This window comes from Mesorhizobium neociceri (genome assembly GCF_013520985.1).
GTDB lineage: Bacteria > Pseudomonadota > Alphaproteobacteria > Rhizobiales > Rhizobiaceae > Mesorhizobium > Mesorhizobium neociceri.
This window is the reverse complement of the sequence record NZ_JACDTY010000028.1, coordinates 22,667-35,621: the sequence shown is the minus strand read 5'-3', so window position 1 is coordinate 35,621 and position 12,955 is coordinate 22,667. Positions and strand designations below refer to the sequence as shown.

Below are 12,955 nucleotides of genomic sequence, written 5' to 3'. Positions count from 1 at the left end.
CGCGGCCGATCGGGGCCATAAGTCCAGCCAAATTTCCCAAGGTGACATTCATGCAAGGCATAGACGACCTCGATACGCCGGCGATCCTGATCGACGCGGCCCGCGCCGAAGCCAACATCATGAAGGCGCAGGCGCATGCCGACCGCCACGGGCTGAAACTCAGGCCGCACATCAAGACGCACAAGCTGCCTTACTGGGCGAAGAAGCAGGTCGCAGCGGGTGCGGTCGGCATCACCTGCCAGAAGATCGGCGAAGCCGAAGTAATGGCCGATGCCGGGCTCTCCGATATTTTCCTGCCCTACAACATTTTAGGCCGCGCCAAGCTGGAGCGCCTCAAGGCGCTGCATGGTCGCATTACCCTGTCGGTGACGGCGGACAGCCGCGAAACGCTGGAGGGGCTCGTCGCCACCTTCACCGATGCCGGGCACCCCCTGCCCGTTCTGGTCGAATGCGACACCGGCATGGGCCGTTGCGGCGTGCAGAGCGTCGCCGAGGCGCTGGCGCTGGCGAAAGTGATCGACCAGGCCAAAGGCCTTCGCTTCGGCGGGCTGATGACCTATCCGGCCGCCGGCCGAGCAGCGGAAGCCGAGGCGTGGCTGGTTGGCGCCAAGCAGACGCTCACGGCGTCGGGTCTCGCCTGTGATTGTATCTCCAGCGGCGGTACGCCGGACATGTGGCGTTCCGGCGAGGACAGCGTCGTCACCGAATACCGCCCCGGCACCTACATCTATCTCGACCGCTACCAGGTCGCCAAAGGCGTCGGCACGCTCGACGATTGCGCGCTGACGGTTCTCGCCACCGTGGTCAGCCACCCGACGCCGGCCCGCGCCATTCTGGACAGCGGCAGCAAGGCGCTGTCCAGCGACACGCTGGGATTGCCCGAGTTTGGCGAGCTGCTCGGCATGCCCGGCGCCCGCGTCACCGGCCTGAGCGAGGAGCACGGCACGGTCACGCTTGGAAACGGCGCGAGCCTTCGCATCGGCGAGCGCGTGCGCGTGGTGCCGGACCATTGCTGCGTGGTGACCAACCTGTTCGATCAGGTGCATCTGATCGATGGCGACAAGGTGCTGGAGACGCTGCCGGTGGTGGCGCGGGGGCGGATGGGCTGAAGCTGGGCGCTTGTGGCGCGCGTCAGTTAGCCTGCCGTGCAGCCACCCTGCGCATGGCGATCACCCGGCGGCGGCGGATTTCGGTGCGCATCGCCGTCAGATGCAGGGCGAAGAACAGCACGGTGAAGCCTAGCGCCATCACCAGCAGCGGCCACAGCAGGCTGGGATCGATGGTCGGTCCGCCGAGCCGGAACACTGAAGCCGGCTGGTGCAGCGTGTTCCACCAGTCGACCGAGAATTTGATGATCGGGATGTTGATGAAGCCGACCAGCGTGATGATGGCGGCAGCCCAGGCGGCGCGGCTGGCGTCATCCAGCGCACGCGTCAGCGCGATGATGCCAAGATACATAAGAAAGAGCACGAACACAGACGTCAGGCGCGCATCCCACACCCACCAGGTGCCCCACATCGGCTTGCCCCAGATGGAGCCAGTGATCAGCGCAAGCGCGGTAAAAGTGGCGCCGATCGGGGCTGCCGATTTCAGCGCGACGTCGGCCAGCGGATGGCGCCAGACCAGCGTGCCGAGTGCGGCGACCGCCATCACCGTGTAGCACATCATGGCGAGCCAGGCGAAAGGCACGTGGATGTACATGATGCGCACCGTGATGCCCTGCTGGAAATCCTCAGGCGCGGCAAAGCTCATATAGAGGCCGACGGCGAGCAGGATCGCGGCGACCGACGCCAGCCACGGCACCAGCCTGTCGGCCAGCCCGACAAAGCGTGTCGGGTTGGCGAGGTCGGTCCAGCCGGTGAGGCGTGAAGAGGTGTCGCTCATGCGGTCTAAATAGACCGGCGGCGGCTGTTGGGCAATCGAGCGGTTGTCGCAGTTCTTCCTTCTCCCCTTGTGGGAGAAGGTGGATCGGCGCGATAGCGCCGAGACGGATGAGGGGTGGTTCCATCGGAGTGAGGCGTTAGCGTTCCCTGGAACACCCCTCATCCGACCTCGCTTCGCGAGGCCACCTTCTCCCAAAAGGGGAGAAGGTGAAGACCTTAAGCTTACGCCGCTTCGATGGTTACCGTGCGGCTGAGGCGGCGGACTTCCTCGTCGTTGAGCAGGCCGCCGGCGCGCAGCAGGCTGGCGAAACGGCCGTTGCGCAGCGACAGTTCGGCAAAGCCGCCCATCTCGACCACCTTGCCCTTGTCCATGAACACGACCAGATCGGCGTCGCGGACGGTGGTCAGGCGGTGGGCAATGATGAAGGTGGTGCGGTTGCGCCTCAATTCGTCGATGGCTTCCTTGACGCGGTCCTCGGTTTCGACGTCGAGCGCGCTGGTCGCCTCGTCGAGCACCAGGATCGGCGCATCCTTGAGCACGGCGCGGGCAATGGCGATACGCTGGCGCTCGCCGCCCGAAAGCTGGCCGCCGCGCTCACCGACGACGGTGTCGTAGCCTTCGCTCTTGGCCAGGATGAAATCCTGGGCAGCGGCAGCGTCGGCGGCGGCATGCACTTCGTCATAGGTCGCCTCGGCGCGGCCGACGCGGATGTTGTCCTCGATCGAGCGGTTGAGCAGGCCGGCATCCTGAAACACGGTGGCGATCGAATGGCGCAGCGACTTGCGGGTCACGCTGCGGGTGTCGATGCCGTCGATCAGGATACGGCCGTGGGACGGCGAGAAGACGCGCTGCAACAGGTTGATCAACGTCGTCTTGCCGGCGCCGGTCGGGCCGACGATGGCAACGGTCTGGCCGGCCTGGACTTCGAACGACACGTCGTCGATGCCCTGCCCTGAATTGCCGAACTCGAAGCCGACATTCTCGAAACGGACATGGCCGGTGACGTTGGTGAGGTCGCGCAAGCCGTCCGGCTCGGCGGCGTCGGCGGCCGAATCCTCAAGATGGTAGAAGTCTTCCAGCTTGGCGCGGGCTTCCGAAATCTGGTTGGCGAAAGCCGACATCTGGTCGAGGCGAGCGATCAGCAGCGTGGCAAAGCCGGTGAAGGCGATGACGTCGCCGATCTTGAGCTGGCCGTGGGTGACGAGATAAGCGCCGATCAGCAGCACGACCATCATCGAAATGGTCGACGACAGGCGGTGCAGCGCATTGGCCATCGCCCACCAGTCGAGCACCGGGTTCTGCGCATCGAGCAGGTTCTTGACATAGCGGCGCAGCGTATCGGCCTCGTGGCCGAGACGGTTGTAGCTCTGCAGCACGGCGACGTTGCTGACCGAGTCGGTCACATGCGCGAACACCTTGTGATAGTGGCGCTCGACGGCGGCCTGGCCTTCCTTGGTGCGCTTCATCACCAGCCGGCCGATGCCGACATAGAGAACGCCAAGGCCCATCAGCACCAGCGACATGCGCAGGTCCATGCTGATCGCGGTCGGGATGAGCAGCGCCAGCGCAACGGCCGTCGACAGATGCTGGCGCATGAATTCAAGCCACAGGCTGAACAGCGTCTCGACGGCGCGCAGCAGCGTGTGCAGCGCGTTGGAGGTGCCGCGCTGATGGTGCCAGGCGAGCGGCATGGTGATCACGCGCTCGAACGACTGGCACAGCACTTCGCTGCGGCGCTTATGGGCGAAACGGTCGGCACCACGCGCCACCAGCACGAAGGCGATGATGTTGAAGGCGCCGAGACCGGCCCACAGCGCCAGCGTCGAGAACACCGAACCCTTATCGGAGATGGCGTCGATCACCCGGCCGAACATGATCGGCTCGAGGATTGCGATGATGGCAAGCGCGACATTCGCACCGCAGATCAACGCAACGCGTTTCCTGTCGGCTGCGAGATAACCCAGCGCTCTCCAGTAGATTTGCAGAAGTGACACTTCAGCTACTCCGCCAAACATTCATTGTGCAGTGCACCATTTCTAGACACGTACCGGTTAACGGGTCGCAAAACAATGCCCGTCTAGCTCTTCCGTTCCCATTCTGCGAACAAAAGATGACGACGTTGCGAAATCTGTCGTGATCACCTAACGGTTTGAGATAAAAGGTGAAATGTCAGCCTTGCGGCAAAATCATGGCAGTGATCCAGCGCTGCCACATTTTTAATCACCCACGACCGGCGACGCCAATACATAAGAAGCAGGGCTGCTTTGCGCCACGCGCATGCCCAAATAAAAACGCGCGCCCCGAAAGGGGCGCGCGTTTGGCTTCAAGCTCTTGATTTTACGCAGGTATCTTGACGACCACTTCGGTCTTGTCGCCGGCTTTCGGCTCAAAGCCGGAAGACTTTGTCTTGGTTCCATTGACTTCGAGCGAGATGGTCTTGGCCTTTTTGTCGCGGATGACGCGAACCTTGACTTCGGCCCCCAGCATCTTGAGCGTTGCCGAATAGCCGTCCCAGTGGCTGGGCAGTTTGGGCCGGAACGTGATCTGCTTGCCGCGCCGCTCAATGCCCAGAATGCCTTCGACCGCCGCGCGGTAAAGCCATCCGGCCGAGCCGGTGTACCAGGTCCAGCCGCCGCGACCGCCCTTGCCTTCACCGGAATAGATGTCGGCGGCGACGACGTAGGGCTCGACGCGGTAGTGCTCGGCCGACGCATCGTCGAGCGCATGGTTGACCGGGTTCAGCATCGAGAAGCAGCGATAGGCATCGTCGGTGCGGCCCATTTCGGCGAGCGCAATGACGAACCAGGTCGCCGCATGGGTGTACTGGCCGCCATTCTCGCGCACGCCCGGTGGGTAGCTCTTGATGTAGCCGGGGTCCTTTTCCGTGTTCTGGAAGGCCGGAGTGAACAGCTTGACGATCTTGAGCTTGTCGTCGACGAGCAGGTTCGTTGCCTGCTGCATCGCCGTGGTCGAGCGCGCCGGGTCGCCCTCGCCGGAGAGCACGCTCCACGACTGGGCAATGGAGTCGATCTTGCACTCGTCCGAATTGTGCGAGCCGAGCGGCGTGCCGTCATCGTAGCTGCCACGCCGGTACCACTGGCCATCCCAGGCGGTGCTTTCCAGCGCCCGCTTCAGCACGTCGGCGTGCTTCAGCCAGGCCTGCGCCCGCTTGGTGTCGCTTTGCCCCTTGGCGACGGCGGCAAAGTCGCCCAGCGTCTTCAAAAGGAACCAGCCGAGCCAGACACTCTCGCCCTTGCCGGCTTCGCCGACGCGGTTCATGCCGTCATTCCAGTCGCCGCCGAGGATCAGCGGCAGCCCGGCCGGGCTGCTGCGCTTGACCGCAAGGTCGAGCGCCCGCGCACAATGGTCGTAGAGCGAGGCATGCGTCTTGGAGATTTCCGGCGTGAAGAAGGCGTCGTGCTCGCCCTCGCCGAGCACCTGCCCGTCGATGAAAGGCAACTGCTCCTTGAGGATCCCTGCATCGCCGGTCACCTCGATATAGCGGTTGGTGGCATGCGCCAGCCAGACCACATCGTCGGAGATCATGGTGCGCACGCCGGCATCGGTGCGCGGCAACCACCAATGCTGGACGTCGCCTTCAGGGAACTGCCGGCGCGCCGCGTTGAGTATCTGGTCCCGCGCGAGCTTCGGATCATGCGCCAGCAGGGCCAGCGTGTCCTGCAACTGGTCGCGGAAGCCGAAGGCGCCGCTTGCCTGGTAGAAGGCCGAGCGGGCGCGGATGCGACAGGCCAGGCTCTGATAGGGCAGCCAGTGATTGACCATGGCGTCGAGCGCCTTGTCTGGCGTCTCGACCTGGATGGTGTCGAGGAAGCCGCGCCAGACACGTTCATTGTCGGCCAGCCGTTGGTCGAAATCCTTGCCCGAATGGGTCTGCACCAACGCGCTCGCCTCGGCGGGTGTGGCGGCGTCGCCGAGCAGCCAGACGAGCGTGACGTCGCCGCCGGCGGGGATGTCGATGTCGCTGGCGACAGCAGCACACGGATCATCGCCGGCTTCGATGCGACCCGACAGGCCGGCGCCGCTGACGACGGCGTGCGGGAAGGCGCTGGTGCCTTGCCTGCCGATGAACTCGCCGCGATCGGCTGTCACCGAATGCACCGGACCGGTGGCGGCCAGGAAGGCCACCCGGTCGCCGAAATCGAGCCCGTACGGGTTTTGCGCCATGAGCGCGCCGGTCGCCGCATCCCGTGACGGGATGATGGTCGCAGCCGTGCTCGAGCGATGGCTGCCGAGAACCCATTCGGCATAGGCATAGACGCGCAGCCGCGCCGACACCGCGCCCGAGTTCTGGATGCGCAGCCGCGTGATCTTCACCGGATCGACGGGATCGACGACATGCGTCAGATCCATCGACAGCGGGCCCCGCTTCGACCGGAAGGTCGAGAAGCCCTGGCCGTGCCATGTCTCGTAGGTCATCGAGGGATCGCGCACGACGGCGGCGAGCGGCGAGAACGCCTTGCCGCTGGCGTGGTCATAGATGTAGACGCCCTCTCCCGGCCGATTGGTGACCGGATCGTTCGACCATGGCGTCAACTGGTAGTCGCGGCTGTTGCGGCTCCAGGTGAAGGCAGCCCCCTCCGCAGAGACGTGGAAGCCGAACGAGGCGTTGGAGACGACGTTGATCCAGGGCTGCGGCGTCGTGCGCCGGCCGGCGAGACGGGTGACATAGTGACGGCCATCGCCTTCGAAACCGCCGAAGCCGTTCCACTGGCTAAGGCCGCTGCCGTCGGCACCGCTGTCAGACGCAGCATGATATGCGGGCGCCGTCGGCACTGGCAGAGACGGTTCGCGCAGGGTCGCAGTGCCCGTCGGCAGCAAGGCGTCGCGAGCCTGCAGCGCTGCCGCCTCGGCGCGCTCGATCTGGTCGAAGATGGTGCCGTTGCGGGTGTGCAGCACGACGCGGGCAACCGCCAGCAGCGTCTTGTAGGTTGCCTCGTCCATCAGGTCGCGGCGCACGGCGAAGATGTGCTGGCGCGGCCCGAGTTCCTTGCCGCGCAGGCGGCTGTTTTCGCACAGCGTCTCGACCGCGCGCTGCAGGTCCTGCACGTACGAAGAAGCCTGTTCGTTGACGACGACGAAGTCGATCATCATGCCGCGGGCGCGCATATACTCCTGGAAGCGCAGCGCCTGGGCGACAATCTCCAGATCGGCGACGTCGCCAATGCGGACCAGGAAAATCGGGAAATCGCCGGAGATGCTGGTCGGCCACAGGCTGGACTGCTTGCCCAGCCCCGAAGCGATGGATTCGGCCGGCAGGCGCAGGAACGGATCGGGATAGATCAGGAAGCGCGCCAGCTTCTGCACATTGGCGGCGTCGGTCAGGCTGAGGCCGAGATGCCTTGTCTGCACTTGGCTACGCGTCCAGGCCAGCATTGCCTGGCGGGCGAAGCTTTCGGGATGGTCGAGCCTGGCGATGGCCTCGTCCAACTCGGCGCGGTTGGCGCCGACGGTGGTCCAGAAGGTCAGCGAGATCTTCTTGTTGGCCGGCACCCGCACCTGCCGGCGCAGGGCCGCGACCGGGTCGAGCGTGAAGCCATGATGGCCGCCGAGCTTGGCGCCGGGATCGAAAGCAGCCGCCTCGGTAATGGTGCGGCCACGGCCGATAAAGGCGCGGCGGTCGGTCTCGGCCTCGGCATCGCGCGCCGATCCGGAGGGATCGGTGACGAAATGCACCATGGTGAGGTCGGGCTCGTTCTTGTCGCGCTTGCGCCTAGTGGCGAAGATGGCGCCGTTGTTGGCTGATATCTCGGTCTCGATGAACATTTTCGAGAACGCGGGATGGGCATTGTCCGAGGCCTCATTGCCCAGCACCAGCTCGGCAAAGGAGGTGACCTCGATATGCCGGTCGGTAGCGCCGTCATTGTAGAGCGTGACGCGGCGTCCCTCGCCATTGCCTTCCGAGATGACGATGCACTCGACCTCGGAACGCAGCGAGCCGACTGTTTTGACGAAGCTCGCCTTGTCGTCGGAAAACAGCGTCTGCACTCTCTCGCCAGTCGCCTGCTTCGGCTCCGCGGTCGCCGACCACCAGTCGCCGCTGCCGGCATCCCTGAGGAAGATGTAGGAGCCGAGTCGGTCCTCGGTCGGGTCCGGCTGCCAGCGGGTGACGGCGAGTTCGCCCCAGCGGCTGTAGCCGGAGCCGGTCGCCGAGACCATGACGGAATATCGGCCGTTGGACATGACGCTGGTGGCGCGCAGCGCCTTCAGCGGATCGAGGATGATGCGGGAATCCGGGCTCTCGACCTCTGTCTCGTCCTTCGAGCGCTCGTCGGCTTCGGTCCTGACGGTGGCGGTCGGGATATCGCGCGGCGCCCTCTCCTGCAGCAGCAATTCGGCTGATTCAATCACTGGATCGCTGTGGAAACGGTCGCGCAGCCGGCCTTCGAAGATGGCGTCTGCAACGGCGGCAATCGACATGCCGGAGTGGTGGGCCATGTAGTTCAGCACGATGGCATGGTCGGTGCCTTCAGGCACACGCTGCGGCGTGAAATCGACGGCGTCGTAATAGCCGTGACGGCCCATCGCGCCGATCGAGCGCAGCCTGACCAGATTTTGCACGGACTCGCGCGGCGTGAACTGCGCTGCGAGGATCGTGGCATAAGGGGCGATCACCGTGTTCTGGCCAAGGCCACGCTTCAGTCCAAGGCCTGGCACGCCGAAATTCGTATATTGATAGGTCAGTTCGCGGTCACGGGCATTGTAGGCCGCTTCCGAAATGCCCCATGGCACGTTCTTCGAACGCGCATACTGGATCTGGCGCTTGATGATCAGCTTGCTGGTCTGGTTGAGGATCGAGCCCTGCGGCTCCTTCATCACCAGCGGCGGCATCAGGTACTCGAACATCGAGCCCGACCAGGACATCAGCGCGCCCTGGAAGCCGATCTCGACGATGGGGCGCCCGAGCCGGAACCAGTGCTCGGTCGGCAGATCGCCCTTAGCGATGGCGAACAGGCTGGTCAGCCGCGCCTCGGAGGCCAGCAGATCGTAGCAGCTCTCGTCAAGCTGGTGTTCCTCGACGCGGTAGCCGATCGACAGAAGCTTGCGCTCCTGCCGCATCAGGAAGGAGAAATCCATCTCGAAAGCATAGCGGCGGCAGCGCTCGCGCAGCGCCAAAAGCTTGGCGCGCAAGGTTTCGACGGCGTTCTCGTCGCTGTGCGAGTCATGCACATGCGCCTCGCAGGTCGCTTCCAGCCGCGCCGCCCAGTCGGCAATGACGTCGCTGCGCTGCGATCCCGCCTCGGTGTGGATGGCGGTGGCGAGCTTGCGGATCTCGCCGGCAAGCACGGCCAGATTGATGGTGCGGATCGACGCCATCTCCGGCTGCGCCTTGATGGTCATGACGGCGCGCCGCATGCCGTCGAGGCGGTCGGCCAGACGCTGGCGCAACGGCCTGAGCTGGCGGCGGTCGTCAGGCAATTCCTCAAGGCTCTCGTCGAGGATCGTCACCGTGTCGAGGACGCCTTCGAAATCGCCTTGCAGATGGACGGACGGCGCTTCGGCCCATTCGGCGCAGGCAGCCGCGACCGCGACCAGATGTCCGGCGAGATTGCCGCTGTCGACGGCCGAAATGTAGAGCGGATAAAGCGGCTTGAGCGTCGTTGTGTCGTACCAGTTGAAGAGATGGCCACGGTTGCGCGGCATGCTCTCGATGGTGGTCATTGTCGCGTCGATGCGGGTGATGGCGTCGGAGAGGGCAATCCAGCCGAAATCGCGCGCCGACACCACCGATAGGAGATAGACGCCGATATTGGTCGGCGATGTCCGCGGCGCCACCACCGGCGCCGGGCTTTCCTGAAAATTGTCGGGCGGCAGATTGTGGTGCTCAGCCGTGACGAAGGTCTCGAAATAATGCCAGGTGCGCCGCGCCACGGTGCGCAGCGCATGGATGTCGGCCTGCGATATGCGCAAGCGGTCCTCGGTCTCGGCCGAGCGGCTGATCCAGCAGGCGACGGCCGGCGAGCCGATCCAGAACAAAGCAAAGAAGAAGGCGACGAAAGCGCCGGTGGAATCGGCCAGCACGGGGATAGCGAGACCGACGACGCCGATGATCACGGCGCCATACATCATGCTGTAGTAGGAGCCGAGATCGTTGTCGCCGCCCTTGTGCGCCTGCGACGCCGTGCGCCATTCCAAGAGGTTCTGGCGGCTGACGAACAGGCGGTAAAGCGTGCGCACGATGGCATCGCCCATCATCCAGGCGTTGTGCGCCATCAACAGCACCTTGAGCGCCACAAGTGCCGTGCCGAAGACGGTGTCGCGCGCCAGCGCGGAGAAATGGCCGCGCGGCGTCTGGTCGCCGCTCTTGGGCAGGATGGCGTTGACGACATCGAAGGTCGGCGCCATGAACAGCGAGAGGATCAGCAACGCCTGCCACTGCGCGGCCTGCGTGAACGGCAGCAGCGTCCAGCCGGCAATCGCCGCCATTACCCAGAAGATCGGGGTCAGCGATCGGCGCAGATTGTCGACCATTTTCCAGCGCGACAATGCCGGCACGCCGGAGCGCGGCGAGAAGATGAAGCGCAGCAGCTGCCAGTCGCCGCGCGCCCAGCGGTGGTGGCGCGAGGCGTCGACCGAATAACGGGTCGGGTAGTCCTCGACCAGCTCGACGTCGGTGACGAGCGCGGCGCGAGCCAGCGCACCTTCGAGCAAATCGTGGCTGAGGATGGTGTTTTCCTCGATGCGGCCCTTCAGCGCCGCCTCGAAGGCGTCGACATGGTAGAGGCCCTTGCCGGTGAACGAGCCGTCGCTGAAGACGTCCTGGTAGAGATCCGATACGGCAAAGACGTAAGGGTCAAGACCGCTGTTGGACGAGAAGACACGCTGGAAGAAAGAGGCGTCGTCGCCGCTGGTGAGCGAGGCGGTGATGCGCGGCTGCAGGATGGTGTAGCCGGCGGTGACGACACGCTTTGCCACGTCGAAATGCGGACGGTTGAGCGGATGGGAGAGCTTGCCGACCAGCGATGACACGGCGTCGCGCGTGGTGCGCGTGTCGGCGTCGAGCGTCATAACGTAGAGGACCTTTTCCGGCAGCGGCACGTCGAGCGGCAGGAAGGTGGTATCGCTGTCGCCGCGCAGGAGAAGGTTCAGCTCGTGCAGCTTGCCGCGTTTGCGCTCCCAGCCCATCCAGGCGCCCTGCGCCTGGTTATAGAGCCGGCGGCGATGCAGGATGTAAAAGCGCGGCGCGCCCTCGGAGGGATAGCGGGCATTGAGCCTGGCGATCTCGTCGCGCGCATATTGCAGGATCTCGATGTCGGCGGCGTCGATCTCGGTCTTGGAATCCGGCCAGTCGGAGAGCAGCGCAAAATGGATCTCTTCCGCCGTATTGGCGAGGTGATGGACCTCGATGTTGCGGATGTTTTCCTCGACATCGTCGCGCGAACCGATCAGCGAAGGCACCACGACCAGCGTGCGCGCCGTGGCCGGAATGCCGTGCTTGTAGTCATAGCCGACAAGCCGCGTCGGCTTCAGGAACAGCGAGACGACGGTGTTGAAGAAGGCGAGCGCACCTTCGCTGGCCGGCACCGCAAACAGCGCCAGCATCAGCGTGATCGAGGGAACGGACAGGCCCAGATGGGCAAGCGCGTTGCCGGAGAGAACCAGCAGCAGCACCGTCAGCAGGAAGACCGGCACCACGATGCCGAGCCAGCCGGTGGCGGTGAAGGCGCGCTTGAAGGTCACATAGAAAGGCGGCCGGTAGCCGATCGCCTTTTCCAGGTCCGGCCGGCGCGGCCCGACCAGGAAGAATCCGACATCGGTATGCACTGCCGGATCGGCGGCTTCATCCGGCACGCCGGAGGCATCGGTGACGCCGGGCACATGGCCGGCCAGTTCGATCGCCTTTTCGGCGACGCGGAATTCGGAAAGGTCGGAGCGGCGCGCCAGCTGCTCGATCGACGTGCGGTACTGGTCGCGCGAAAAGAAATCGAGCGCGGCGAAATCGGTGCGCTCGCGCAAAAGCGTGTCGATGCGGCTGACGCCCTCGAACCACACCGTCCAGTCGACGTCGTTGATGAGGCGCAGGCCGCGGATGATGTTGCCGGTGGTGACATTGCCGCTGGACAGCGTGCGATGCTCGGAGATGATGATTTCCTCGGCGTCGGAGCCGGTCTTCTCGAGTTCGACCTCCAGCCATTCCAGCGCCCTGCCGGCATTCTGCGAGCCGTCGCGCAGGCGGTAGAGCAACTGGGTGGCGAAGGTGGTGTCCTGGGCATGCGCGCCATAGCTGGACAGGATCTTCTGGCGGTCGGCATTGTCGTCGGTCGCCAGCACCCGGTCGGCAACCTCGTTGGCGATATGGCGCATCTGCCTGGTGCGGTCGACGCGCACGGCGATGCGGCGCAGGTTTTCAATCAGCACGAAGCGCAGCAGCGACGGCAGCGCCCAGAGTTCGCCGATCTTCAGTGGCTCGACCGACTGAAAACCCTCGACGATGGATTTGAACATGGTCGCCGAGACCGAACTGTCGGAATGGGCGACATAGCTCCAGGCCAGCGCCAGCGCGCGCGGCACCGCGGCGCCATCGGACAGTTTCAGGGTCGGCAATTGCCGGTAGAAACGGCGCGGCAGGTCGCGCTTGACCTGAAAAATGGTCTCCTCGACCAGATAATTGTTGTCGAGCAGCCATTGCGCAGCCGGCGTAATGGTTTCGCCCTTGGCCTGGGCGGCATTGGTCGAGCGGTAGACTTCGAGGATCCTTTTGGCGCTGTCGCGGATGCGGGCCTGGAAATCGAACGGCATCAGGCCGAACAGGTCCTTGATGTCGCCCTTGGCGAGGCTTTCGCCCAGCGCGCGCAGCCGCTCTTCGGGCAGGAAATTGGAGCGTATCGGCTCTTCGGTGATGACCGGGAAGCTGGCGCTGGTCTTTTCGATATGGGCAGGATTTGTCTGGATATTCATTGAAAATTCCGCATGGGGGACGCGAAGCGGCGTCACCGCCACGGCAATGTCCCTAAAACCGATTCAAATGCAATTGGTTGCATAATTACACTGGCCGAAAGTTTTGCTCCGCACCACGCCAGGGGCGTTATCCCTTCGACATTTTAAGGAGGGG

Annotated in this window: 4 protein-coding genes; 1 reads left to right on the top strand and 3 read right to left on the bottom strand. The window is 64.5% G+C overall.

Annotated elements, in window-relative coordinates; translation table 11 throughout:
- Nucleotides 1–50 precede the first annotated feature (50 nt).
- A complete protein-coding gene (locus H0241_RS32000) occupies nucleotides 51–1,109 on the top strand; it encodes a D-TA family PLP-dependent enzyme (RefSeq protein ID WP_181061751.1) in 1,059 nt (352 codons plus the stop codon).
- 22 nt (nucleotides 1,110–1,131) lie between these two features.
- Here H0241_RS32000 and H0241_RS31995 read toward each other — a convergent pair whose 3' ends face one another.
- The 3 genes from H0241_RS31995 to H0241_RS31985 form a co-directional block, all read right to left on the bottom strand.
- Nucleotides 1,132–1,884 (bottom strand): heme ABC transporter permease, encoded by a 753-nt coding sequence (locus H0241_RS31995; protein WP_181061750.1) that lies wholly within the window; start codon nucleotides 1,882–1,884, stop codon nucleotides 1,132–1,134.
- A gap of 221 nt (nucleotides 1,885–2,105) precedes the next feature.
- On the bottom strand, nucleotides 2,106–3,878 hold the full coding sequence (locus H0241_RS31990; RefSeq protein ID WP_181061749.1) for a glucan ABC transporter ATP-binding protein/ permease: 1,773 nt from the start codon (nucleotides 3,876–3,878) through the stop codon (nucleotides 2,106–2,108).
- A gap of 343 nt (nucleotides 3,879–4,221) precedes the next feature.
- Nucleotides 4,222–12,801: a GH36-type glycosyl hydrolase domain-containing protein gene (locus H0241_RS31985; protein WP_181061748.1), complete on the bottom strand. Its 8,580-nt coding sequence runs from the start codon at nucleotides 12,799–12,801 to the stop codon at nucleotides 4,222–4,224.
- Nucleotides 12,802–12,955 lie beyond the last annotated feature (154 nt).

Coding starts and splice junctions, on each gene's coding strand:
- H0241_RS31985 (WP_181061748.1), bottom strand. CDS start 12,801: ATGAATATCCAGACAAATCCTGCCCATATCGAAAAGACCAGCGCCAGC.
- H0241_RS31995 (WP_181061750.1), bottom strand. CDS start 1,884: ATGAGCGACACCTCTTCACGCCTCACCGGCTGGACCGACCTCGCCAAC.
- H0241_RS32000 (WP_181061751.1), top strand. CDS start 51: ATGCAAGGCATAGACGACCTCGATACGCCGGCGATCCTGATCGACGCG.